Source organism: Flavobacterium sp. Sd200 (assembly GCF_009826935.1).
Classification (GTDB): Bacteria; Bacteroidota; Bacteroidia; order Flavobacteriales; family Flavobacteriaceae; genus Flavobacterium.
In genome coordinates, this window is the sequence record NZ_WUMN01000004.1 from 357976 (window position 1) to 381994 (window position 24019).

At 40.6% G+C, this 24019-nt stretch carries 24 protein-coding genes; 13 read left to right on the forward strand and 11 right to left on the reverse strand.

Going from position 1 to position 24019, the window contains the following annotated elements; genetic code table 11:
* Positions 1-179: 179 nt before the first annotated feature.
* From GR160_RS13450 to GR160_RS13465, 4 genes are all read right to left on the reverse strand, one after another.
* Entirely contained in the window at positions 180-815 is a 636-nt protein-coding gene (locus GR160_RS13450; RefSeq protein WP_160750389.1) for a class I SAM-dependent methyltransferase, read from the reverse strand.
* A gap of 6 nt (positions 816-821) precedes the next feature.
* On the reverse strand, positions 822-1538 hold the full coding sequence (locus GR160_RS13455; RefSeq protein ID WP_160750390.1) for a 3-ketoacyl-ACP reductase: 717 nt from the start codon (positions 1536-1538) through the stop codon (positions 822-824).
* A gap of 91 nt (positions 1539-1629) precedes the next feature.
* The gene (locus GR160_RS13460) at positions 1630-1914 is read right to left on the reverse strand and encodes a GNAT family N-acetyltransferase (protein ID WP_160750391.1); all 285 of its coding nucleotides are present in this window, start codon (positions 1912-1914) and stop codon (positions 1630-1632) included.
* Positions 1904-2641: a pirin family protein gene (locus GR160_RS13465; protein WP_160750392.1), complete on the reverse strand. Its 738-nt coding sequence runs from the start codon at positions 2639-2641 to the stop codon at positions 1904-1906. Before GR160_RS13465 ends, GR160_RS13460 begins: the two co-directional genes overlap by 11 nt.
* A gap of 118 nt (positions 2642-2759) precedes the next feature.
* Between GR160_RS13465 and GR160_RS13470 the strand changes: the two genes are divergently transcribed.
* The 8 genes from GR160_RS13470 (at position 2760) to ilvA (ending at position 12826) form a co-directional block, all read left to right on the forward strand.
* A complete protein-coding gene (locus GR160_RS13470) occupies positions 2760-3419 on the forward strand; it encodes an alpha/beta fold hydrolase (protein ID WP_160750393.1) in 660 nt (219 codons plus the stop codon).
* Positions 3420-3443: 24 nt separating this feature from the next.
* A complete protein-coding gene (locus GR160_RS13475; RefSeq protein WP_160750394.1) occupies positions 3444-4331 on the forward strand; it encodes a lytic transglycosylase domain-containing protein in 888 nt (295 codons plus the stop codon).
* Positions 4332-4922: 591 nt separating this feature from the next.
* A complete protein-coding gene (locus GR160_RS13480; RefSeq protein ID WP_160750395.1) occupies positions 4923-5819 on the forward strand; it encodes a branched-chain amino acid transaminase in 897 nt (298 codons plus the stop codon).
* Between the two features lie 203 nt (positions 5820-6022).
* Complete coding sequence (ilvD, locus tag GR160_RS13485; protein WP_160750396.1) at positions 6023-7702, forward strand: dihydroxy-acid dehydratase; 1680 nt, start codon at positions 6023-6025, stop codon at positions 7700-7702.
* Between the two features lie 11 nt (positions 7703-7713).
* The gene (ilvB, locus tag GR160_RS13490; protein ID WP_160750397.1) at positions 7714-9474 is read left to right on the forward strand and encodes a biosynthetic-type acetolactate synthase large subunit; all 1761 of its coding nucleotides are present in this window, start codon (positions 7714-7716) and stop codon (positions 9472-9474) included.
* Between the two features lie 84 nt (positions 9475-9558).
* A complete protein-coding gene (gene ilvN / locus GR160_RS13495) occupies positions 9559-10146 on the forward strand; it encodes an acetolactate synthase small subunit (protein WP_160750398.1) in 588 nt (195 codons plus the stop codon).
* 229 nt (positions 10147-10375) lie between these two features.
* Entirely contained in the window at positions 10376-11422 is a 1047-nt protein-coding gene (gene ilvC, locus GR160_RS13500; RefSeq protein ID WP_160750399.1) for a ketol-acid reductoisomerase, read from the forward strand.
* A gap of 138 nt (positions 11423-11560) precedes the next feature.
* Positions 11561-12826, forward strand: a complete 1266-nt coding sequence (ilvA, locus tag GR160_RS13505; protein WP_160750400.1) for a threonine ammonia-lyase IlvA — start codon at positions 11561-11563, stop codon at positions 12824-12826.
* A gap of 34 nt (positions 12827-12860) precedes the next feature.
* Here ilvA and GR160_RS13510 read toward each other — a convergent pair whose 3' ends face one another.
* On the reverse strand, positions 12861-13313 hold the full coding sequence (locus tag GR160_RS13510) for a GyrI-like domain-containing protein (protein WP_160750401.1): 453 nt from the start codon (positions 13311-13313) through the stop codon (positions 12861-12863).
* Between the two features lie 114 nt (positions 13314-13427).
* Here GR160_RS13510 and GR160_RS13515 point away from each other — a divergent pair, with 114 nt between their 5' ends.
* The gene (locus GR160_RS13515) at positions 13428-13757 is read left to right on the forward strand and encodes a helix-turn-helix transcriptional regulator (RefSeq protein WP_160750402.1); all 330 of its coding nucleotides are present in this window, start codon (positions 13428-13430) and stop codon (positions 13755-13757) included.
* Positions 13744-14247 (forward strand): SRPBCC domain-containing protein, encoded by a 504-nt coding sequence (locus tag GR160_RS13520; RefSeq protein ID WP_370519224.1) that lies wholly within the window; start codon positions 13744-13746, stop codon positions 14245-14247. The genes GR160_RS13515 and GR160_RS13520 overlap by 14 nt, the downstream gene beginning before the upstream one ends.
* Positions 14248-14291: 44 nt before the next feature.
* Here the strand turns inward: GR160_RS13520 and GR160_RS13525 are convergent, their stop codons facing one another.
* The 3 genes from GR160_RS13525 to GR160_RS13535 form a co-directional block, all read right to left on the reverse strand.
* Positions 14292-15122 (reverse strand): mechanosensitive ion channel family protein, encoded by an 831-nt coding sequence (locus tag GR160_RS13525; RefSeq protein ID WP_160750403.1) that lies wholly within the window; start codon positions 15120-15122, stop codon positions 14292-14294.
* 1 nt (position 15123) lies between these two features.
* Positions 15124-17139: a thioredoxin domain-containing protein gene (locus GR160_RS13530; protein ID WP_160750404.1), complete on the reverse strand. Its 2016-nt coding sequence runs from the start codon at positions 17137-17139 to the stop codon at positions 15124-15126.
* A 144-nt stretch (positions 17140-17283) separates the two neighbouring features.
* Positions 17284-17730, reverse strand: a complete 447-nt coding sequence (locus tag GR160_RS13535) for a KTSC domain-containing protein (RefSeq protein WP_160750470.1) — start codon at positions 17728-17730, stop codon at positions 17284-17286.
* Positions 17731-18008: 278 nt separating this feature from the next.
* On the opposite strand from GR160_RS13535, the gene GR160_RS13540 reads away from it, so the two are divergent.
* A complete protein-coding gene (locus GR160_RS13540) occupies positions 18009-19124 on the forward strand; it encodes an acyltransferase (RefSeq protein WP_160750405.1) in 1116 nt (371 codons plus the stop codon).
* Positions 19125-19139: 15 nt separating this feature from the next.
* Here the strand turns inward: GR160_RS13540 and GR160_RS13545 are convergent, their stop codons facing one another.
* The 3 genes from GR160_RS13545 to rplU all read right to left on the reverse strand — a co-directional run bounded on the left by GR160_RS13545 (position 19140) and on the right by rplU (position 20368).
* The gene (locus GR160_RS13545; RefSeq protein ID WP_160750406.1) at positions 19140-19565 is read right to left on the reverse strand and encodes a hypothetical protein; all 426 of its coding nucleotides are present in this window, start codon (positions 19563-19565) and stop codon (positions 19140-19142) included.
* A gap of 156 nt (positions 19566-19721) precedes the next feature.
* A complete protein-coding gene (rpmA, locus tag GR160_RS13550; RefSeq protein WP_160750407.1) occupies positions 19722-19982 on the reverse strand; it encodes a 50S ribosomal protein L27 in 261 nt (86 codons plus the stop codon).
* 26 nt (positions 19983-20008) lie between these two features.
* Positions 20009-20368 carry a 50S ribosomal protein L21 gene (rplU, locus tag GR160_RS13555; RefSeq protein ID WP_160750408.1) on the reverse strand — a complete coding sequence of 120 codons (360 nt, stop codon included), beginning with the start codon at positions 20366-20368 and terminating at the stop codon, positions 20009-20011.
* A gap of 212 nt (positions 20369-20580) precedes the next feature.
* Here rplU and GR160_RS13560 point away from each other — a divergent pair, with 212 nt between their 5' ends.
* Both GR160_RS13560 and GR160_RS13565 read left to right on the forward strand, forming a co-directional pair.
* Positions 20581-21906, forward strand: a complete 1326-nt coding sequence (locus GR160_RS13560) for a pitrilysin family protein (RefSeq protein WP_160750409.1) — start codon at positions 20581-20583, stop codon at positions 21904-21906.
* Between the two features lie 16 nt (positions 21907-21922).
* Entirely contained in the window at positions 21923-23965 is a 2043-nt protein-coding gene (locus GR160_RS13565; RefSeq protein WP_202390784.1) for a pitrilysin family protein, read from the forward strand.
* Positions 23966-24019 lie beyond the last annotated feature (54 nt).

The window sequence follows — 24019 nt, forward strand, 5'->3', positions numbered from 1 at the left end:
TAAAATTAAAGACTTATTATATCTTTAGCGTTTTGAGAGAATGGAGAAATCTCAATATAAACTCCTTTCTTCTCGTATTGTCTTTGCAAGGAGGAGGGGCGAAGCAATCTAAAGCGGAAAAGATTGTCATACTTCGTTGTACTTTGTCCGTATGACTAATCTATATGAATAGATAGGTGTTAAAGCCCCAAAACTACCAGTCTTTTATTCAACGAAATTGTTTTGAATTCAAACTCCTGTTGTATCCACTCAAAAGCTTTTTCATGATACAGAAAAACATGGGTTGGATCAGTTTTATAGAACCAGGTTGCAAAATCGCGGTTAGGGTCAAACCTGTCGGTCATAATATATAGTTTGCCGTTAGGTTTAAGCAGGTTTTTAAGTTGCTCAAATTCACGATAAGGCTCTTTAAAATGTTCTGCCGTTTCGCTACAGGCTATGTAGTCATATTTTTGCAGAAGTAACTTTGGGTTATTATGAAAAAACAGGTCAAATTCAACTACATCATAATCATTATCTCTTAAAACTTTCATGATCGGCGAGCCTGTTCCTGACCCAAAATCAAGGCCGTTGTGTTGCGGACTAAAATCGTTTAATATCGCATTGGTAACAGGGCTTACAAAATTTTGATAACGCTCATCCTTGGGGTCGTTATTATGGCAAAGGTAATGTGCCTTTTCAGCTTCTGCAGAAAGATAATCTTTAGGGTGCGTAAAAACCGAAAGGCAAAGGGTACATTGTAAAAATTCCCTTTGCCCTTGTGTGTAATAATGTTGCGATGCTGAGCCACAAAGCGGGCATGCAATATTCTCCATGTATTTTTACGGATTAGTAGACCAAATGCCGCTTTCTTTTATAAACACACGCTTGTTTAGTTTAAGCTGTGCAACAATAAGTTCGGCTACGTCTTCTGCCTGCATTACTTTTTCAGGGTTGCCGTCAGTAAGGTTTAAGTCTTTAGCCATATCGGTAGCAACGGTACTTGGTGTAAGCGATGTTACACGGATGTTATGTTTTCTAACTTCCTGCATAAGCGATTCCGTTAAGCCAATCACCGCAAATTTAGAGGCGCTGTAAGCACTTGTGGCGGCTGCACCACGCAAACCTGCCGTAGATGATATATTGATGATGTCGCCGCTCTGTGTTTCGATCATGGTTGGCAATACTGCGCGCGTAGCATAGTAAATTCCGAACAGGTTAACTTTAATGATATTTTCAAACTCGGCCGGAGTAAGGTCAAGGAATTTACCAAACTTACCTATACCTGCATTGTTGATTAAAATATCTATGGTTTTAAATTCGTCAATTGCTTTGGTAACCGCATTATTAACCGAATCTATATCGGCAATATCTGCAGTTATCGCTAAAGCTTTTACACCAAAAGCCTCTGCTTCTTTAGCAACAGACTCAATGTCGGCAGCGGTGCGTGCGAGTAATATAACGTTAGTACCTTCGGCAGCAAGGGCAAGAGCTACTGCTTTACCTATTCCTTTACCAGCACCTGTAATAAGTGCATTCTTTCCTTTTAAACTTTGCATTCCTGTATTAATTTATTGTGTTTTTTTGACCCTAATTTCACAAATTTTCACCAACCAATTTGTGATAATCTGTGAAATTAGTGTGTGTAAATTATAATCGTATTCCCGGAGGGAGCATATCTTTATAACCCGGATTCTTCCTGAAAAAAGCCGCTACCTTTGGGTGGGTAGGCACTACGCGCTGGCGGCGTTCTTCGGCTAATGATAATATCTCTTTTAAAAAGTCGGTTAGCAAGGGTTCTTCTTCAACTCCTTCGGGTATATTTACTTTTGTAAGAAACAGTTTGCGCTCCTGAACAGAATATTCTATTGCTACTGTTTTTCCGTCTGTGGTGGTTTCAAACTGCCTTGAGAATTCATTGTCTTTAATTTCCATAGCTGTCGTTAAATTGCATTGGTACTTCTATAATAAGTATTTTTGATGGTTTTATGATCTTAATGGGAAGGCTTTCAAATTCAACAGCTCCATAGGCATCACGCTCGTTTATGGTTTCGCCATTAATTTCCAGTGCGCCTTCTATAAGAAAAAGATAAATGCCGTTACCGGGTATTTTTATGTCATAAGTTAGAGGTGCATCATTATCAAAAAGGCCAAGGTGCAAAAAAGCCTGCTGGTGTATCCATAAAGCATTGCCATCATTTTTATCCTGTGGCGTTACTATAGTTACCAAACGGTTGCGGTTGCCTTCAAGGTCAAAACCTTTTTGGTCGTACCGAGGCGTAACTCCCTGCCGCTCCGGAAAGATCCATAACTGTAGTGTTTTTGCACGTTCGGTAGCGCTCGCATTCATTTCGCTGTGCTGTATACCGGTGCCTGCGCTCATAACCTGTACTTCGCCAAAACTTACAGTAGCCTGGTTACCCATACTGTCACGGTGTGTCAGGCCACCTTCAAGGGGTATGGTTATAATTTCCATATTGTCGTGCGGGTGCGTGCCAAAGCCCATACCGGCAGCAATGGTATCGTCGTTTAGTACGCGCAGCATGCCAAACTGAGCCATGTCCGGGTTGTAGTAGGGACCAAATGAAAACGAGAAATTGGCCTGCAGCCAGCCATGATTAGCCGTACCGCGTTCGTTTTTAGGGAATAGTCGTGTCCTCATAACTTTATTGATAAATTAAAATTTAAAGCGGCGTGGTGCTCCGTTAAAAACTTTAATTTTATACAAATTTCGGAATAAATTTTGATTGTTCCCTTATTTGTACGTTAAATCATACGTTATGCAGAAGATACCTGTATATTTTATGCCCGGCCTTGCTGCCAGCCCTAAGATATTCGAAAATATAAAATTGCCTGAAGATCAGTTTGAATGTTTCTACCTGGAGTGGCTCCTGCCCGAAAAAGATGAACCATTGGCAAATTACATAAAAAGGCTGTGTGATAATGTCAGGCATCAGGATCCTGTACTTATAGGGGTTTCTTTTGGAGGGGTTATTGTACAGGAAATGGCAAAGGTTATCAGGGCACGCAAGGTTATAATAATATCGAGTGTGCGTTGCAATGCAGAGTTCCCAAGGCGCATGCGGTTTGCTAAGGCTATTGCTGCTTACCGTTTTTTTCCTACAACAATGATGCAAAAGGTAGACTGGCTGGCAAAATTTGCAAAGGGCAACAGTATTATTGCACGGAGGCTTAAATTGTATGAACTTTATCTTTCGGTAAGAGATAAGAAATATCTCGACTGGGCGTTTAAGACAATAATATTATGGGACAGGACAGAGCCTGAACCCGAAGTGATACATATACATGGCGATGCCGATGAGGTTTTTCCTGCAAAGTATTTAAAAAATTATATTCCTGTAAAAGGAGGAAAACATGTAATGATAATAGACAGGGCTAAGTGGCTTAATGAACATTTGCCAGAGTTGATATTAAAATAGATAACCAAATAAAAAAGATGAACAATGGAATGGATTAAGAAAACGGGTGTAATGGCCTCGATGGTATTATTTGGTGGTGTAATGATGCATACCATTGACGGTAAAAAAGATGAGGTTAAGGTTAGCAAAGAACGCTACTTTCCTTCTAAAATAGATTTTGCAGGAGAAAATGCGCCTTTAAATATTGCCGATGTGCGCGAAAGGCTGGACAGGGAACTATTGGTTAATGCCAACCTTGATGCTACCACACTGCTTATTATTAAACGTGCCAACAGGGCTTTTCCGGTTATAGAGCCTATACTTAAAAAATATGGTGTGCCCGACGATTTTAAATATCTGGCGGTTATAGAAAGTGGCCTGGTAAATGTAGTATCTCCGGCCGGAGCAAGGGGAGTGTGGCAGTTTATGCCCGATACAGGCAAAGAGCGTGGTCTTGAAATTAACGATGTGGTAGACGAACGTTACCATCTTGCCAAGTCTACAGAGGCTGCATGTAAATATTTAATATCGGCTTATGCTAAGTTTGGCTCATGGACACTTGCTGCTGCCTCATACAATGGCGGAGTGGGCGGTGTAAATAAGCAGATAACGTTTCAGGGTGTAAATAACTATTATGATCTGCTACTGACAGATGAAACCGCGCGTTATGTTTTCAGGATACTGGCTTTAAAAGAAATTATGCAGCACCCTGCACAATATAGTTTTAGCATACAGCCTTCTGAACTTTATGCACCAATACCTGTAAAAACTGTTGAGGTTACCACTACTGTGCCGGATCTTGCTGTATTTGCTAAAGAACAGGGTATTAACTACAAAGTATTAAAAATACACAATCCATGGCTCCGCGACCGCAAACTTACAGTGGCGGAAGGTAAAAAATATACTATAGAGATACCTCTTTCCGGATATTAATAGCCAGTAATTTATTAATCAACACTTCCGTATGTTCTGAGATGAACATACGGAAGTGTTTTTATTTTATATATGCTCAAATAATTATAATATAAAGATGATTATTTGGGCATGTCTGTATTTTTTAAGTATTCTAATCATTAAGGTTAAAACGGTAATTAAAATTTAAAAAATAGTTGAAGGAAAATACTTCATTGAGGATAGTGTAATTTTATTAAGATATTTTTGTAATTATGTTTGTTAATAAAACGTTATTGCTTTAAAAAGTTTAAACTAATTGTTGTTTTGTTGAAAAAATGTTTTTACATTCGCTACATCAATATGAAAACAAACAACAACATAGCAGTGGTTCTCATCAGCATTATTGTCATTAGCAATAGAGCCTAAGGGATGCTGTTTATTTGTATAAAGATATTTTAAGCCGTTCCCACATTAAAGGAGCGGCTTATTTTTTTTAAGGTCTATGAAAACAAAAGTTAACATTATCGTCATTCTCTGCTTGCATACGTGAGAAGGTACCCTGCACACTAAAATATCTACGGCCCTTCTCACTACGAGCAGGGCTTTTTTGTATAAAATCATCAATAACTTATGTACTATAACAGTAATACCATCATCTATTTTAACGGAAGCTTTGTTAAGGCTTCTGAAGCTTCAACAGACCTTTACGGACAATCTCTTCACTATGGTTACGCCATTTTCGAGGGCATAAAATCATATAAGACCGATGAGGGAACAAAAATATTCAAGGCAAAAGAACATTACGACCGCCTTCGTCGTTCGGCAGAATTAATGCATATGCCTTTTAACTACACCTCAGAAGAATTGACGGCGTTGACTTATGAAGTGCTGGAAAAAAATGGCTTTAGGGATGCTTATATCAGGCCATTAGTGTTTTGTTCCCCTAACATGTCGCTTTCTAAAGGTAAGGAAAGCTATCTTGCCATACAGGCCTGGGAGTGGACAAATGGTTACATGGCCAATAAAATGCGTATCATGACATCGTCTTTTGAGCGCCCTAATCCTAAAGCATTTAAAGTTGAGGCAAAAGTTAGTGGTCATTACGTAAATTCAATACTGGCGTGTCAGGAGGCTAAAGATGCCGGCTATGATGAAGCCCTTGTGTTAGACAGTAATGGTAATGTGGCTGAAAGCAGTGGTGCTAATGTATTCTATGAAAAAGACGGCAAACTGTACACTCCTGCAAAAGGCAGCATACTGCCGGGCATTACGCGTGCTACCGTATTGGATATATGTGCCCAATTTGAAATTCCGGTAGAGGAAAAATTCTTTACTCCTGAGGAAATGCGCGGTGCCGATGCGGCTTTCTTTTGTGGAACAGCAGCAGAAATTTTAGCGTTAGACTCGCTGGACAATGTTCCTTTTACCAAAGAGTGGGACACAACCCTTAGCGCAACCATACAAAAAGCATATCAGAATTTAGTAGTAGGCAAAACACTGGAAGAGTTCAAGCTGCAACTAGGTTAATGGTTGTTAGTTGTTGGTTGACGGAAATAACAGAACAAAAAAATAATTAAATAGTCTCACCTTATCTGAGTGAAGCTCGCTCCCCTCTCCTTTGGAGAGGGGCTGGGGGTGAGGCCAAACAAACAAATACCCTTTGCTAACTCGCAGGAGTGTAGCTGCTCCCCTCTCCTTTGGAGAGGGGTTGGGGGTGAGGCTTAAATATAATGGAATTAAACAAATATTCAAGGGTTTTTACCCAAGACGAAACACAACCTGCAGCACGGGCAATGCTGTACGGAATAGGATTTGACGACGACGATATGAAAAAGGCACAGGTGGGCATAGCCAGTATGGGCTATGACGGCAACACCTGCAACATGCACCTTAACGAACTTGCTGCCATAGTTAAAAAAGGCACCTGGGATACTGGTCTTGCGGGCCTAATTTTTAATACAATTGGAGTAAGCGATGGTATGAGCAACGGTACCGACGGTATGCGCTACAGCCTTGTAAGTCGCGATGTAATTGCCGACAGTATTGAAGCCATCTGCGGCGCACAGTATTATGACGGACTTATAACCCTGCCGGGCTGCGACAAGAACATGCCAGGCAGCATTATAGCCATGGGCAGGCTTAACCGCCCGTCGATAATGGTATATGGCGGCACTATAGCACCCGGATGTTATAAGGGAGAGAATTTAAACATAGTATCGGCATTTGAGGCTTTAGGGCAAAAGATAGCAGGTACAATGAGCAACGAAGATTTTAATGGCGTTATACGCAATGCCTGCCCGGGTGCGGGTGCCTGTGGCGGCATGTACACGGCTAACACTATGGCGGCAGCTATAGAGGCACTGGGCATGAGTTTGCCGTACTCATCGAGCAACCCGGCATTGAGCTCTGAAAAAAAACAGGAATGCCTTGATGCAGGCGAATATATAAAGCTGCTCCTTGAAAAAGATATTAAGCCTACCGACATTATGACCCGTAAGGCGTTTGAAAATGCTTTGCGTATAATCGTGATATTGGGCGGAAGCACCAATGCCGTACTGCATTTTATAGCCATGGCAAAAAGTGTGGGTGTCGAGGTTACGCAGGACGATTTTCAGCGCATGAGTGATGTAACGCCTGTATTGGCTGATTTCAAACCAAGCGGTAAATACTTAATGCAGGATTTGCACAACAACGGCGGCATTCCTGCCGTTATGAAATATCTGCTGAAAGAAGGATTGCTGCATGGCGACTGCCTTACCGTTACCGGAAAAACAGTTGCCGAGAACCTTGAAAATGTGCCCGACCTTGACTTTGAAATCCAAAAAATAATCCAGCCGCTAAGCAACCCTATAAAAGAAACCGGACACCTGCGTATCATGTATGGCAATCTGGCATCAGGTGGTAGTGTGGCAAAGATTACAGGTAAAGAGGGCGAACGCTTTAAAGGCCCTGCACGTGTTTTTGATGGCGAGAAACACCTCATAGAGGGAATCTCGACGGGCAGGGTGCAGCACGGCGATGTAATTGTTATCCGCAACGAAGGCCCTAAGGGCGCACCGGGCATGCCCGAAATGCTTAAGCCTACCAGTGCGCTTATTGGCGCAGGCCTCGGCAAAACGGTTGCCCTTATTACCGATGGACGTTTTAGCGGAGGCACCCACGGTTTTGTGGTGGGGCACATTACCCCCGAAGCTTATGAGGGCGGAGTAATAGGCCTTGTAAATGATAATGATATTATTGAAATAGACGCAGTAAACAATACGCTGAATGTATTGCTTAGCGACGACGAACTTGAAAAAAGAAAACAGGCCTGGCAGCAGCCTAAACTAAAGGTGAGCAGAGGGCTTTTATATAAATATGCCAGAACGGTATCATCGGCGGCAGAAGGTTGTGTTACTGATGAGTTTTAAAAACGATGCGTATGGAAAAGACAATTGAAAAAGCAGCCTCGGCTGCACAGCCGGAAATTAAAGAAGAACCCAAAACCCACAGCGGTGGCCAGGTAGTGCTTGAGGCATTGCTTGCCGAGGGTGTTTCTACCATTTTTGGTTATCCCGGTGGGGCTATAATGCCCATTTATGATTCGCTGTATGATTATAACGATAAGCTAAAACACATATTGGTGCGCCACGAGCAGGGTGCCATTCACGCGGCACAGGGCTTTGCAAGGGTATCGGGTAAAACAGGCATTGTGTTTGCCACCAGTGGCCCCGGTGCTACAAACCTTGTTACCGGACTTGCCGATGCCATGATAGACAGTACACCGCTGGTATGCATAACCGGACAGGTATTTGCGCACCTGTTGGGTACGGATGCCTTTCAGGAAACCGATGTGGTAAACATTACCATGCCGGTTACCAAATGGAATTACCAGGTTACCGATGCCGAAGAGATTCCTGCAATATTGGCTAAGGCATTTTATATAGCTTCATCAGGTAGGCCGGGGCCGGTACTTATTGATATTACCAAAAATGCCCAGCTACAGAAAATAGCTTTTAAGGGCTATGAAAAATGCGATTTTATTCGCAGTTACAGGCCGAAGCCTGTAGTGCGCAACGAATATATAGAACAGGCTGCAAAGCTTATCAACGCTGCCGAACGTCCGTTTGTGGTGTTTGGGCAGGGCGTCCTTTTAGGTAATGCCGAGCAGGAGTTTAAAGAGTTTATCGAAAAGGCAGGCATTCCAAGCGCGTGGACTATATTGGGCATGAGCGCCATCCCTACAGACCACCCGCTGGGTGTGGGCATGGTGGGCATGCACGGCAACTATGGTCCTAATAAACTTACTAACGAGTGCGATGTGCTTATTGCTATAGGTATGCGCTTTGATGACCGCGTTACAGGCAGGCTCGACAAATATGCCACTCAGGCAAAAATCATTCACCTTGATATAGACCCTGCCGAGGTAGACAAAAACGTAAAAGCCGATGTGCCGGTGTGGGGCGACTGTAAAGAAACCCTGCCTTTGCTTACTGCCCTTGTAGAAAAGAAAACGCATGGCGCATGGCACCGAAAGTTTACCGATTGTGCCAAACGCGAGCAGGAGAAAGTTATTCAGGATGAGGTTTACCCAACCGATGCAGTGCTTACCATGGGAGAGGTTATCCGTAACCTGAACGAACTTACCAATGGCAATGCCATTATTGTGACTGATGTGGGGCAGCACCAAATGGTGGCCTGCCGTTATGCGCAATATGTACATTCGCGCAGCAACGTTACCAGTGGCGGGCTTGGCACTATGGGGTTTGCACTTCCGGCTGCTATAGGCTCTGCCTATGGCGACCCGAGTCGTACTACCGTTGCCATTATAGGCGATGGTGGTGTACAGATGACCATACAGGAACTGGGTACTATTATGCAGTTTAAGCCAAACGTAAAAATACTGATACTAAACAACAGCTTTTTAGGAATGGTGCGCCAGTGGCAGCAGCTTTTCCATGAAAAACGCTACTCGTTTGTAGATATACAAAGCCCTGATTTTGTTCAGGTAGCCAAAGGATACGGCATACCGGGCAACAGCGTTTCAGAAAGGGAAAATCTTCGCGACGCTCTTAAAACCATGTTAGACCATGACGGCAGCTACCTGCTGGAAGTTATGGTAGGAAAAGAAAATAATGTATTCCCAATGGTTCCGCAGGGCAAAAGCGTAAGCGAGATTGTGCTGGGAAGAGATGAAATGTAATAATTTGTTTCAGGTTTAAAGTTTCAGGTTGTTTTAACGTTCAGAACCTGAAACTTTAGACTTGAAACCTGAAACAAAAAACAAATGAAAAAGGAATTTACCATAACCGTATATACAGAAAACCATGTGGGGTTGTTAACCCGCATTGCGATTATATTTTCGAGGCGAAAAATAAACCTTGAAAGCGTTAACGTCGGACCAAGTGAGGTAGAAGGCATAAGCCGTTTTACGCTTGTAATTACCGAAGCCGAAGAAGTGGTGCAAAAAGTTGTGCGCCAGATAGAAAAGCAGGTTGAGGTGCTCAAAGTATTTTTTAATACCGACGATGAAATTGTATGGCAGGAAATGGCCATGTATAAAGTGCCTACCAAGGTTATAGCCGAACAGGTAAAGGTAGAGCGATTGTTGCGCCAGTATGGGGCAAACACAGTTGTAATCCGTAATGATTATACGGTTTTTGAAACCACCGGGCACAAAGAAGAAATTGATGCTTTGGCAGAAGCCTTACAGCCCTGGGGGCTTATAGAGTTTGTACGCAGTGCACGTATTGCCATTATTAAGGCAAGCGAAGGCACACACAAAGCAGTGTTGGAATTTGAAGCGGCGATGCCAAGCGAACCTGCTGCCGAAAATGAATTCCTTGATAAAAGGGATGGGGTTTTTACTATGTAGCAGCCTCACCCCAGCCCTCTCCACCCGAGGCTTTAGCCGAACTGGCGAAGCAAAGGAGTGGGAGCAGCTTCCTCGGTTGTTAAAGTGCAGGTGTATAATGCCTGATAATTTATCCTTTCAAAGGAAAGATTGTCAAATAAAAAGATAAGAAATAATATAGCTGGGTAATATAGGCTAAGAACCTAAGTGCTTCAGCATCTAAGAAACTTAATAAATTAAACAAACAAAAATGGCAAAATTAAATTTTGGCGGGGTAGAAGAAAACGTAGTAACCCGCGATGAATTCCCGTTACAAAAAGCACAGGAAACATTACAAAACGAAGTTGTTGCGGTAATTGGCTATGGCGTTCAGGGGCCGGGCCAGGCGCTAAACCTTAAAGATAACGGCATTAGCGTTATTGTAGGTCAGCGTAAAAATTCTAAATCGTGGGATAAAGCTGTTGCCGATGGCTTTGTACCGGGCGAAACCCTTTTTGAAATTGAAGAAGCCCTGCAAAAAGGCTCTATTATATGTTACCTGCTTAGCGATGCCGCACAGATTGAATACTGGCCATTGGTTAAAGAAAACCTTACAGCCGGCAAAGCACTTTATTTCTCTCACGGGTTTGGTGTAACGTTCAACAGCCAGACAGGCATTGTTCCGCCGGAAAATGTAGACGTGTTTTTAGTTGCGCCTAAAGGTTCGGGTACTTCATTGCGCCGCATGTTCCTTCAAAACCGCGGGCTTAACAGCAGCTTTGCCATTTTCCAGGATGCTACGGGCAAGGCCTGGGATAGGGTAGTATCGTTAGGCATTGCCATAGGCAGTGGTTATTTATTTGAAACGGATTTCCAGAAAGAAGTGTACAGCGACCTTACTGGAGAGCGCGGAACGCTTATGGGGGCCATACAGGGTATTTTTGCAGCACAGTATGATGTGCTTCGTAGAAAAGGCCACAGCCCGAGCGAGGCGTTTAACGAAACAGTGGAAGAACTTACACAGTCGCTTATGCCACTGGTTGCAGAAAACGGTATGGACTGGATGTATGCCAACTGCAGTACTACCGCACAACGTGGCGCACTTGACTGGTGGAAGCGTTTCCGCGATGCTACGGCTCCAATTTTTGAAGAGCTTTATGACAGTGTTGCCACAGGTAAAGAGGCCGGATATTCTATAGAGAGTAACAGTAAAGAAGATTATCGCGTTGGTCTTGATGCCGAACTTGCCGAACTTCGCGACAGCGAAATGTGGCAGGCCGGTAAAACCGTGCGCAGCCTGAGGCCGGAGAATAACTAGGCATTCGATGCCAGCGTTTTATTACTAACCTGCAAGGTCTCCAAGACCTTGTAGGTTTATTTTATAACAATCTGTCAGTCATATTGGCTGACCAAATACCTGCAAGGTTTTTAAAACCCTGCAGGATAAATAAGTACGATGAATATTCAACCCACAACATATTTTCCTTCTTTAGATGATGTAAAGCATGCAGCCGAGCGATTAAAACACATTGTTTATAAAACCCCGCTTGCTGTAAACCGCACAACATCTGAACTGTATGAAGCCAATATTTTTTTTAAGAGGGAAGACCTGCAACAGGTACGCTCTTATAAAATTCGTGGAGCTTACAATAAAATGGCGACACTCAACCAAGCCGAAAGGGCACAGGGTGTAGTTTGTGCCAGTGCAGGAAACCATGCACAGGGTGTAGCACTTGCCTGCAATAAAATGGAGGTTAAGAGCACTATATTTATGCCCACGCCTACGCCGGGGCAAAAGCTGGATCAGGTAAAAATGTTTGGCGGAGAGTTTGTTGAGGTAGTTTTAGCAGGCGATACCTTTGATGAAGCTAAAGAAGCGGCCTTAAAATATTGCAATGAACAGGGGGCGGTTTTTATACACCCGTTTGACGACCCTAAAATTATTGAAGGCCAAGCAACTATAGCCCTCGAAATTTTAGAACAGGCACAGCAACCCATAGACTATATTTTTGTGCCCATAGGCGGTGGCGGTCTTGCTGCCGGGCTTAGCAGTGTTTTTAAACAACTATCGCCCAATACAAAGATAATTGGGGTAGAGCCCACAGGCGCGCCCAGCATGAAAAAAGCACTTGAAGCAGGGCAGGCAACCCATTTAGAGCGTATTAATAAGTTTGTAGACGGTGCTGCCGTGCAAAAAGTGGGCGACTACACTTTTGATATCTGCCGCAACACGCTGCACGATATGCTTTTGGTAGACGAAGGGCTTATCTGTCAGGTAATACTGTCGCTTTATAATAAAGATGCCATTGTGGTAGAACCCGCCGGAGCATTATCAATAGGGGCTTTGGCACAATATGCAGAAAAGATAAAAGGTAAAAATGTGGTTTGCATTATATCGGGTAGTAATAACGATATTACCCGTATGGAGGAAATTAAGGAGGGCGCGCTGCTGTATGCCGGGCTTAAGCATTACTTCCTTGTAAAATTTCCGCAAAGGCCGGGTGCATTGCGCGAGTTTGTAATGAATGTTTTAGGCCCTACCGACGATATTGCCCATTTTGAATATACCAAAAAGAACAGTAAAGAAAAAGGTACGGCTGTAGTAGGTATTGAACTTAAAACGGCATCTGATTATGATGCGCTGTTAAGTAATATGAAAAACTTAGGCTTTTATGTAGATTATCTTAACGACAAACCACATTTGTTGAATTTATTGGTGTGATATTTTAATAGCGAGTTACAGTAATTTTATGTTGTTAAATCGAGAGATAAATGTCTACTGTAGCATTTTCCCAATCAGCACTTAATTCGTTGTACACTTCAAAATCATAACCATAAGCCCTTTCGGTGTCAGATTTCCATATTTCCTGCCATGCATTGGCAACACAATCGGGCATTTTTCCTTTGGCTGTAATTACGGTGCAATTTTGTTCGGGTATACTTATACTATCTAAACGTTCAGGTATTGTTGCATCATTGCTTACTTTACATCCTATAAAAAAAGAATAGGGTTTAGTATGATCGCCCTCATAATCAAAATAGACGGCATAAACGTCATTTGATAATTTACCGGTTATTTTATTAGCAATGTCTTCACTAATAAACTGTTGCCAAAGGCTTCCACAATCTATAGCCGATTGACCTTTTGCATTATACGTTTTTTTGCCAAGCTCAATACCAATTAGTGTGAAGCCTTCTGTTTTAATCATTTCGATTATATTTTGGTTGATTTGTAAAGAATCAAATATAGAAATATTTCTTAAAAATATTGCGCAACCAAATAATTGCATATATATATGCAACTGATTGATTGCTTATTTAAAATGAAACATGATATATTTAATGCTATTGCCGATCCAACACGCAGGGCTATAATAATGCTTATAGCTGCACAGCCCATGACCCCGGGTGCAATTGCAGAGCATTTTGACAGCAGCAGGCAGGCAGTTTCCAAGCACATTAAAATGCTTACCGATTGCCAGTTATTAAAGCAAGAGCGACAGGGTAGGGAAATACTTTATCATTTTAATCAGGATAAAATAGATGAAGTAGAAGTATGGCTAAAGAAGCTTAAAGAAAATTGGGAAACCCGTTTTAGCCAGTTAGATGAGGTATTGAGAAACAACTTTAAAAACGATAATGATGAAAAGTAATCTATTGATGAATTTTACTGTTGACAAAGACAGTAAGAAAGTAAAGGTTGAAAGAGAGTTTGCGGCATCTGTTGAAAAGGTTTGGGCTGCATGGACACAAAAAGAGATTTTAGACCAATGGTGGGCACCAAAGCCATGGAAAGCCGAAACCAAAACCCTTGATTTTACTGTGGGTGGCTATTGGCTGTATGCTATGGTAGGGCCGGAAGGCGAAAAACATTGGGCAAGGGCCGATTATAAAACTATAGATATTCAAAAAAGTTTCTCTGCACAGGATGCCTTTTGTGATGAAGATGGCAATGTGAATACAGAATGGCCACGATCTGTATGGACAAATACGTTTAACGGATCTGGTGATCTGACAAATGTTACCATTGAAATTACGTATGATGAATTAGCCGATTTAGAGAAAACAATAGAAATGGGCTTTAAAGAAGGCTTTACTGCCGGGCTTGAAAACCTTGATGAGGTTTTGGAAAGGCAGGTTTAAACTAAAAATAAAAGCGGTTAATTAAACTTTAACCGCTTTTAAAACTATTTCTTTTCTTCATTTTTTACATGGACTTCCCGTTGAGGGAAAGGTATTTCGATCTCCGCTTTGTCAAAGGCAGTTTTTATGTTTTCATAAAAATCAGACACCATTGCACCATATTTGGATCTTTCTGCCCAAATAAAAACCATTAGGTCTACTGAGTTTTCTGCAAGATTCTTGATCTCAATATTTGGGGCAGGTTCCGTTAATATCTTCTCATCACTTTTAATAACGCTGTATATAACTTCTTTTACTTTTTTAAGATCGCTGTTATAGCCAACCCCCAATAGTATTTCTGCACGGCGTAAAGGCTCCTGCGAAAAGTTTTTTATGGTATTGTTGGACAGTGTGCCGTTAGGTAAATAAACTACCTGATTATTTGGAGTAATAATGCGTGTGCTGAATATCTGTATGCTGTTAACAGTGCCTCCCTGTCCCTGTGCTTCAATATAATCGCCAATACGGAAAGGTTTAAATAATATAATAAGAATACCTCCTGCAAAATTGCTTAACGACCCCTGTAATGACAGACCGATGGCAAGACCCGCAGCAGCAATGGCTGCTGCAAAAGTGGTGGTTTCTACACCCAGTGCCTGAATAATGAGTACAAAAAGAAATACACGTAGTATCCAGGTTACAACGTCCAGTATAAACTTAAGCAGGGTAGGGTCGTGGTCGGTATTTTTGGTTATTATGGTTGTAATTATTCTTCTGAACAACTTAATAATAATAAGCCCAATTATAAAGAACAGTATAGCTTTTAATACGTTTGGTATATAACCAATAAGTCCTTCTACCGCCCAGTCGATATATGCATCTGCTTTGCTTTCCATATTATATATTTAAATCGTTTATTACTTTTTCTATTGATGCGTCCGGCAATTGGCACGCTTTATTTTGGCAAACATAAAACAATAAGTTGTCCTGTACAAAGCGGTCTTTTAAAAAGGGTATTATAGAGGCTAAATTGCATCCGGCAACAATAACATGAGGCAAATACAGACTGTTTATTTTTTTAATATTATCTACCGCTTCTTTGCCACATACGGCTAATTCTTTATTATCTGAAGAGAGATTGAGCCATAAATTGAGCCAGTTGCTGAACGCAGAGGCATAATCCATATTGGGTATCATTCTGTAAAGCATCTGTAACGCTACCCTTTCATAATATTCATTATCATAAAGCAGGCTTAGCTTATAAAGTACATTAGACATTACAGAGTTTGATGCCGGGATTACATTGTCTTCGGTCTCATAATGAGATGCTATGAGTTGCTCGCCCTTTACAGATGTGTACCTGAAAAATTGTTGCTCTTCATCATAAAAATTTTCCAGGCAATAATCAGTTAGTTGTTTGGCAAAAGTGAGCCATTTTTCCTCCAAAGTAGCTTCATAAAGAGCTATAAATGCTTCGGCAACATGTGTATAATCTTCTAAAAAGCCATCAATTTTGGCTGTGCCATTTTTATATGTGCGCCATAAATTTCCGTTTACATCCCATAATATTTCAGATATAAAGCCCGCATTGCGACGGGCAGCGGTAAGGTAAACTTCATCTTCCAATGCTTTGTAGGCATCAATATATCCTTTTAGCATTATGGCATTCCAGGATGTAAGTATTTTATCATCAAGGCGTGGTTTTGCCCTTAGTTCTCTAACCTCATACAATAGCTTCTCCCAAGAAGTTTTTTTAATGAGTAAGTTTTCTAAAGAAATCCCGGCACTTAGAGCAATTTCTTCTAAAGGCCTGTTTTGTATAAGCACATATTTACCATCTTCCCAAAATCCAAACTCATTTATATTAAAAACGTCGGCAAATAAATTAAAATCATCTTTCAGCAAGTCTCTAAGTTCCTGCTTTTCCCAAGCATAAAAAGCCCCTTCTTCAAGATGTTCTTTACTGTTAAGACTATCAGCATCAAGGGCACTGTAAAACGCACCGTTACCGTCAGTAAGTTCTGTTTCTATAAAAAAGTGTGTCTTTTGTATTACTTCTTTATGCAGAGGATTTTTAGTGCGCTTATAGGCTTCTGAATACAGGCTCATGAGTTGCCCGTTGTCATAAAGCATCTTTTCAAAATGAGGTACATGCCATTCCATATCTACTGAGTAACGCGAAAAACCGCCACCCACAGTGTCAAACAGTCCGCCCCATGCCATGCGTGTAAGGGTAAGGTCTGTAAAGTCTAACAGTTCCTGAGTTCTGGTTTGATATCCGTATCGTTGCAGGAAATGGTAATTGTTTGGCAGCATAAACTTTGGAGCCCGGGCATAGCCGCCATAATCCCAATCGAAGCTTTTAGCCCATTTTTCTACTATAGGTTTTATATTTCCCGGATGCGGAATTTTATCAGAAGTTGGAGCTATTAATCCTGTGTGGCTAACACCCAGCATCAGTTTTTCGGCATAATCAACCATTTTTTCAGGCTGCGTTTCAAACAGTTCCTGTAATTGCTGCAGGGCTTCAATCCAGTTATTTTTTCTAAAATAGGTGCCGCCCCAGACAGGTTTACCATCAGGAAGTAAAACCACATTCATAGGCCACCCACCCTGTCCGGTCATAAGTTGTACGGCTTTCATATAAGTAGCATCTACATCCGGGCGTTCTTCGCGGTCTACTTTTATCGAAACATAATGAGCATTCATTACTGCCGCCACTTCATTATCTTCAAAACTTTCGTGTTCCATTACATGGCACCAGTGACAGGCACTATATCCCACACTTACAACTATAAGTTTGTTTTGCTTCCTGGCTGCCTGAAGAGTTTCAGTATTCCAGGTTTTCCAGAAGATAGGGTTGCCGGCATGCTGCAATAGATAGGGGCTGGTTTCAAGGTGCAGTTCGTTCATATAAAAATTTTGAAGCTATAAAATTACAAAACAGGTACAGGCTATAAAACTTTTTAAGAAAATAGAAACACTTATGTATTTCTATAAAATACAAAACCCGCCTTTATTAAAGCGGGTCTATGTTATTGTATGTAAATCGCGTTGTTATTCGCCTGCTACCAGTTTGGAAGCGCTGCGGTATGTAAACACACCATGAATATTTCTGCGGGCAAAGCGCGATGGCGAATCAGCGTTTACCATTTTAATATAAGTCGCTTTAGGTACACCAAAATATTCATATTTAGCACCGTCAGTAAAGTGTATATGCAGTATGCTATCGTCAAAATAAAAATCGGCAAGACCTGCTGTAGCAACGGTTTTGTTGTATTCTTCTTTATTTTTCTCTGCAGTTTCGGGAGCAATACTTACTAAAAAGTGGTAAGCTTCAATAAAAGCAGTACTCTTCGCCTCTGCTTCAAGTCTTTCGGCCTCATCAGCAATCGTATCAGGATGAAAATCCTTCATGCTGTTCCTGTAAATAGATTTAAGCTCTTTTAGGGTAGCTGTTTTGGTAACGTTAAGCAACTTTCGGTACTCAACAATTTTCTTCATGCTCATAACGATCTTCTTTTTAAAGTTTTAATTGTTTGCCTCCAAAGGGATTAAAGGCGCGCAAAGGTAGTATTATATGTTTAAAAATCAAATCATTTAATTTGTATGCTAATAAAAAATGTTGATTATTCGGTATTACATTCTTTAAATAATTGTACTGGTATGCAAATTCATTATTGCATGTTTTGGTCAACTTGCTATCTTTGAAAGATTAATGAGATTACTATAACGATAGTAGCTTGAAAAGCTACACAAAATAAAATTTTTAATATACCCTGATGAGTACAGTTGTTCCGGTTGCTAAGCCCCATTACCTTATACTTGATGCCTTGCGGGGCGTGGCTGCTATTATGGTGGTGACCTTTCATATTTTGGAGGCTCATGCCGGAGGGAGTCATTTAAACCAGATCATTAACCACGGTTACCTTGCGGTTGATTTTTTCTTTATGCTATCGGGTTTTGTAATAGGTTATGCTTATGATGACAGGTGGGGTAAAACTGTAACAGCTAAAGGTTTTTTTAAAAGAAGACTTATCCGCTTACAGCCAATGGTGGTTATGGGGATGATAATTGGTGCAATAGGTTTCTATTTCGGAGAATCGAACCTGTTTCCTTTTATTGCAGGTGTGTCGGTTTGGCAAATGTTGCTAATAATGCTTATAGGGTTTACCCTGATACCTGTGCCTCCTTCTATGGATATTCGTGGCTGGGACGAAATGCATCCGCTGAACGGGCCGGGCTGGTCGCTGTTCTTCGAATATATTGCTAATATTTTATATGCACTATTTGTAAGAAAATTTAGTAAAACCGCCCTGTGGATTTTGGTGATTGTATCGGGTATAGCTTTAATTCATTTTGCAGTTACTTCAGAGAGCGGAGATGTTATAGGTGGTTGGAGTGTAACATTGCCTCAGTTAAGAATAGGTTTTACAAGGCTTATGTATCCGTTCTTTGCAGGCTTATTGCTATGTCGTATGGCAAAAATACCACTTATTAAAAACGCTTTTTTATGGAGTGCAGCACTATTGGCAGCTGTTCTTGCTTTTCCAAGGGTGGGTGGAGCAGAACATTTGTGGCTTAATGGCCTTTATGATTCACTTACTATTATATTTGTGTTTCCTCTCATTATATATCTTGGGGCAGGAGGAACAGTGAGTAACAATAAGACTTATAAAATATCTAAGTTTTTAGGAGATATTTCTTATCCCATCTATATTACTCATTATCCGCTTATATACATTTATACAGCGTGGGTTGCCAATAAAAATGTTTCTCTTAACGAAGCTTATCCGGTAGGTGTATTGGTTTTAATGTTAAGCATTGCAATTGCCTATGCCTGCTTAAAGTTTTATGACGAACCGATAAGGAATTGGCTCGCTAAAAAAGTAGCTTAGTGTGTAAATATAGATTTAGAATCTCTTCATTATGAGGTGATAACTTTCAATTCCACCACTGCTTGATCTTTCAGAATCCATGCTTATTCTGTCTGCTCCGGCTTCTTTTATATTGGTTATCAAATAGGTGGTAGTTCCATTCAATTCTAATAATAATTCGCCATTTACATAAGTATAAAGTCCGGTTTCTAAAATTTCTCCACTACAGGTATTGTACATGGTGAAACTTCCGTCTGCCCCAAAAATAAACGACCAGTATAATCCGGTTGGTTTCATGTTAACACAGTCCTGAGTGTTAATAAGTTGAGCGCCTGCACGCGATGAAAATAGGGTTTTCCAGCGTCCGGTAATTGATTTTGAATATACTCCGGGGTCGATTGCGGTTTCTGAGCATGAAAAAGACACCACGCAAAGCAATAATAATAGGGCAACTTTTTTCATAGCATTTGGGGTTTGTTACAAAGATATTTAAAAATGGTTGTTACAAAAAAGCAAAATAACACCTTAATGTTAACATTTGCCAATAAAAAAACAGCAACAGAATTAACCTGCTGCTGTTTTTATATTTTTTATCCGGCAAATACCGAATTTGTATCCTTAAGCTTCGAATGGAACTATAGAAACGTAAGATTTGTTGTCTTTTTTCTTTTGGAATTTAACAACACCGTCTATTTTAGCGTGTAAAGTATGATCTTTACCCATGTAAACATTCTCGCCTGGATTGTGTTTTGAACCTCTCTGTCTGATGATAATGTTACCAGCAGCAGCAGCCTGGCCACCAAAAATCTTAACGCCTAAACGTTTCGATTCTGATTCCCTACCATTCTTGGAACTACCAACGCCTTTCTTGTGAGCCATGATGTTTTGTTTTTAAATTGTTAGTATTATTCTGCAGCTTCCGCCTCTTTTTTAGCAGTTTTCTTTTTTGCTCCCGGCACTACTATATTAGATATAGAGATTTGGGTTAGAGCCTGACGGTGGCCATTTTTCTTTTTGAAACCTTTTCTGCGTTTCTTTTTGAAAACGATTACTTTGTCTCCTTTTAAGTGCTGCAGCACTTTGGCTTCTACTGAAGCACCTTCTATAGCCGGGGCGCCAAGAGTAACGTTTCCGTTGTCATCAAGTAAAAGAACTTTTGCAAATGTAACTGCGTCGCCCTCATTACCTTCTAAACGGTGTACGAATACTTTTTGGTCTTTGCTAACTTTAAATTGTTGCCCTGCTATCTCTACGATTGCGTACATAACAATATGGTTTAATTATTTTTTTAAGTCTGCAAATATACAACTTATTCTTTATCAGTCAACCTATGCAGTAAAAATTATATAGTGTTTTTTTAAGGTGCAGTCAATGTTGTAAAATTAAGGTGCAGGCTTCTTTAAATAATTTAGCATAATTGTAACAAATTGCCGAAATTGCACACCAATTATCCAAAATAATAAACAACCTTAAATTTATGAAGAAATCTATTATGGCCTTAAGCTCGCTCATGCTTATTGGAGGTGCGGCTTCGGCACAAAAGGTAGCATTCGAAGAATACGATCTTGATAACGGCCTTCATGTTATCCTGCATCAGGATAAATCAGCGCCGGTAGTTATTACATCAGTAATGTATCACGTTGGATCTAAAGATGAAAATCCTGAAAGAACAGGATTTGCCCACTTTTTTGAACACCTGCTTTTTGAAGGTACTGAAAACATTAAACGTGGCGAATGGTTCAAGATAGTTACCGCCAACGGTGGAAATAATAACGCTAACACTTCAGATGACAGGACATATTATTATGAGGTATTCCCTTCTAACAATACTGAGCTTGGCCTTTGGATGGAGGCTGAAAGGATGCTTCATCCTGTAATTAACCAAATTGGCGTAGATACTCAAAATGAGGTTGTAAAAGAAGAAAAGAGACGCAGCTATGACAATCGCCCATACGGACAGATGAGGCAGGAGGTTAAAAAAAATATTTTTAAAAACCATCCATACCGTTGGACAACCATTGGCTCTATGGATCATCTTGATGCTGCTACACTGGATGAATTTAAGGCGTTTAATAAAAAATTCTATATTCCTAATAACGCAGTTCTTGTAGTTGCCGGTAATATAGATGTAGACCAGACAAAAAAATGGATACAGCAATATTACAGCGCTATACCAAAAGGTACTCCTATAACCCGCCAAAAATTTGAAGAAGCTCCAATTACTCAGCCTATAAAAGCGGTTTTTGAAGACCCTAACGTGCAAATACCAATGGTTGTTGCTGCATACAGGACACCGTCTATGAAAACAAGAGAAGCCCGCGTGCTTGACATGATAGCCAGTATTCTAAGCGATGGTAAAAGTTCAAGGATGTATAAAAAGATAGTTGAAGAGAAAAAAATAGCTTTAGAGCTTGCTTCTTTTAACATAAGCCAGGAAGATTATGGTGTTTACACATTCCTTGCATTGCCAATGCAGGGCCATACAGTTGAAGAGATAATGAAAGAGGCAGACGAAGAGATCGTAAAAATACAAACCGAACTTATTTCTGAAAAAGAACTAACCAAACTGCAAAATACATTCGAAAACCAGTTTGTAAACAGCAATGCCAGTATTGAAGGTGTTGCAGGTAACCTGGCCTCTTATTATTTGCTTTATGGCGATGTTAACCTTATTAATACTGAAATTGATATTTATCGCACCGTTACAAGGGAAGAGATTAGGGAAGTGGCTAAAAAATACCTGAACCCTAACCAAAGGCTGATACTTGACTATGTACCGGCAAAAGATAAAGCACAAAACTAAGCATACAAAAACCATCATGAAAAAAGTTATATATATATTAGCCGGCCTATTTTTATCTTTTACTATGCAGGCACAAAACAATACTATGCCCAAGCCGGGGCCTGCACCAACAGTAAATATTGGTAAGCCCGAAACATTTACTCTTAAAAACGGACTTAAAGTTCTTGTGGTAGAAAACCACAAACTTCCAAGGGTTTCTTATACACTTACTATAGATAATGCTCCTTATGCTGAGGGTGCCAAAAAAGGTACAAGCGATATGGTAAGCGCACTTTTAGGAAGCGGAACAAAAAAGATGAGCGCAGAGGCGTTTAATGAAGAAACAGATTATCTTGGTGCCAATATAAATTTTTGGGCAAGTGGTGCTTCAGGTCAGGGATTGTCTAAATATTCTTCAAGGATATTAGAATTATTGGCCGATGGTGCTCTAAACCCAGTGTTTACACAAGCTGATTTTGATAAAGAAAAAGCTAAGATATTAGAGAACCTTAAAGCTGAAGAAAAAAACGTTCCGGCTATTGCAGGTAGGGTTACCGATGTGTTGACTTTTGGTAAAAACCACCCAAGCGGTGAGTTTCTTAGCGAAGAAACTATAAACAACGTTACTCTTGCCGATGTGCAGCAAAACTACAGTACATATTTTGTTCCGGGCAATGCATATCTTGTTGTAGTGGGAGACGTTAAGTTTAAAGATATTAAAAAGCAGGTTAGCAAGCTGTTTAGCTCTTGGGCTGCAGGTACTGCACCAAATATTGGTTACAGCGATCCTAAAAACGTACAGTACACACAGGTTAACTTTATAGATGTTCCTAACGCAGTGCAGTCAGAAATATCTGTTGTAAATGTGGTTAACCTAAAAATGACCGATAAAGAGTATTTTGCAGCTCTTCTAGCTAACCAGATATTAGGTGGCGGCGGAGAAGGAAGGCTTTTCCTTAACCTTCGCGAGGCTCATGGCTGGACGTATGGTGCTTATTCATCTATTGGTGCAAGCAAATATGTTACGGCATTTACGTCATCAACACAAGTAAGAAATGCGGTTACAGACAGCTCTGTAGTAGAGATACTGAACGAACTTAAAAAAATAAGGACAGACCTTGTTAGTGCAGAAGATCTTGCCAGTGCAAAAGCTAAATATATTGGCAACTTTGTAATGCAGATAGAAAAACCTGCAACTGTTGCGCGCTATGCATTGCTTACACAAACTCAGGGACTTCCTGCTGATTTTTATGAAAGTTATATTAAAAACATCAGCGCTGTAACAGCTGAAGATATTAAAGCCGCAGCAAATAAGTTCTTCCTGGCAGATAACGCAAGGATAGTTATTGTTGGTAAAGCTGCAGATGTGCTTCCTGGACTTGAGAGCAGAAAGATCCCGGTATTGTATTTTGACAAATGGGGCAAGCCTACAGAAAAACCAGTATTAAACAAGCCTGTTCCTGCCGGAGTTACTGCTAAAACAGTGCTTGACGGATATGTTAAAGCAGTAGGAGGTGATAAAGCTCTTAAGGCTGTTAAAACACTTTACACTAAATCTACAGGAACTGTACAGGGCACACCTTTAGAGCTTGTGGTTAAAGTTTCGGCTGACCGCAAACAGATGCTTGAAATGAAGGCTATGGGCATGAGTATGATGAAACAGGTAGTTAACGATAAAGGTGGCTATGTAGTACAGCAGGGGCAAAAGGTAGAGCTTACGGGCGAAGACCTTAAAGACATGCAGGCAAGTGCTGTGCCGTTTGAAGAGTTAACTCTTGCAACAGATAAAGCGGTAACATTATCAGGAATAGAAACTATTAATGGTGCTGATGCTTATGCTGTTAAAAAAGGAACCACTACTTACTATTATGATGTGAAATCTAACTTTAAAGTTGCAGAAGCTAAGGAGCTTGAGCAGGGTGGTCAAAAAGCCGTTCAAACTACTTACTATAGCGATTATAAAGCGGTAAAAGGTGTAAAAGTGCCTTATAAAGTGGTAATGAATGTAGGTATAGAAATTGAGCTTACGGTTACAGAAGCTAAAATTAACGAAGGTGTAGCTCCGGCTGACTTTCAATAATATCTAATTCCAAATAAATGTTTAAGGCTGCCAATGGCAGCCTTAATTTTTTTA

Coding starts and splice junctions, on each gene's coding strand:
- ilvC (WP_160750399.1), top strand. CDS start 10,376: ATGGCAAAATTAAATTTTGGCGGGGTAGAAGAAAACGTAGTAACCCGC.
- GR160_RS13450 (WP_160750389.1), bottom strand. CDS start 815: ATGGAGAATATTGCATGCCCGCTTTGTGGCTCAGCATCGCAACATTAT.
- GR160_RS13540 (WP_160750405.1), top strand. CDS start 18,009: ATGAGTACAGTTGTTCCGGTTGCTAAGCCCCATTACCTTATACTTGAT.
- GR160_RS13510 (WP_160750401.1), bottom strand. CDS start 13,313: ATGATTAAAACAGAAGGCTTCACACTAATTGGTATTGAGCTTGGCAAA.
- ilvN (WP_160750398.1), top strand. CDS start 9,559: ATGAAAAAGGAATTTACCATAACCGTATATACAGAAAACCATGTGGGG.
- ilvD (WP_160750396.1), top strand. CDS start 6,023: ATGGAATTAAACAAATATTCAAGGGTTTTTACCCAAGACGAAACACAA.
- GR160_RS13560 (WP_160750409.1), top strand. CDS start 20,581: ATGAAGAAATCTATTATGGCCTTAAGCTCGCTCATGCTTATTGGAGGT.
- GR160_RS13480 (WP_160750395.1), top strand. CDS start 4,923: ATGTACTATAACAGTAATACCATCATCTATTTTAACGGAAGCTTTGTT.
- GR160_RS13525 (WP_160750403.1), bottom strand. CDS start 15,122: ATGGAAAGCAAAGCAGATGCATATATCGACTGGGCGGTAGAAGGACTT.
- GR160_RS13520 (WP_370519224.1), top strand. CDS start 13,744: ATGATGAAAAGTAATCTATTGATGAATTTTACTGTTGACAAAGACAGT.
- GR160_RS13455 (WP_160750390.1), bottom strand. CDS start 1,538: ATGCAAAGTTTAAAAGGAAAGAATGCACTTATTACAGGTGCTGGTAAA.
- GR160_RS13465 (WP_160750392.1), bottom strand. CDS start 2,641: ATGAGGACACGACTATTCCCTAAAAACGAACGCGGTACGGCTAATCAT.
- rplU (WP_160750408.1), bottom strand. CDS start 20,368: ATGTACGCAATCGTAGAGATAGCAGGGCAACAATTTAAAGTTAGCAAA.
- GR160_RS13565 (WP_202390784.1), top strand. CDS start 21,923: ATGAAAAAAGTTATATATATATTAGCCGGCCTATTTTTATCTTTTACT.
- GR160_RS13470 (WP_160750393.1), top strand. CDS start 2,760: ATGCAGAAGATACCTGTATATTTTATGCCCGGCCTTGCTGCCAGCCCT.
- rpmA (WP_160750407.1), bottom strand. CDS start 19,982: ATGGCTCACAAGAAAGGCGTTGGTAGTTCCAAGAATGGTAGGGAATCA.
- ilvA (WP_160750400.1), top strand. CDS start 11,561: ATGAATATTCAACCCACAACATATTTTCCTTCTTTAGATGATGTAAAG.
- GR160_RS13460 (WP_160750391.1), bottom strand. CDS start 1,914: ATGGAAATTAAAGACAATGAATTCTCAAGGCAGTTTGAAACCACCACA.
- GR160_RS13530 (WP_160750404.1), bottom strand. CDS start 17,139: ATGAACGAACTGCACCTTGAAACCAGCCCCTATCTATTGCAGCATGCC.
- ilvB (WP_160750397.1), top strand. CDS start 7,714: ATGGAAAAGACAATTGAAAAAGCAGCCTCGGCTGCACAGCCGGAAATT.
- GR160_RS13515 (WP_160750402.1), top strand. CDS start 13,428: ATGAAACATGATATATTTAATGCTATTGCCGATCCAACACGCAGGGCT.
- GR160_RS13545 (WP_160750406.1), bottom strand. CDS start 19,565: ATGAAAAAAGTTGCCCTATTATTATTGCTTTGCGTGGTGTCTTTTTCA.
- GR160_RS13475 (WP_160750394.1), top strand. CDS start 3,444: ATGGAATGGATTAAGAAAACGGGTGTAATGGCCTCGATGGTATTATTT.
- GR160_RS13535 (WP_160750470.1), bottom strand. CDS start 17,730: ATGAAGAAAATTGTTGAGTACCGAAAGTTGCTTAACGTTACCAAAACA.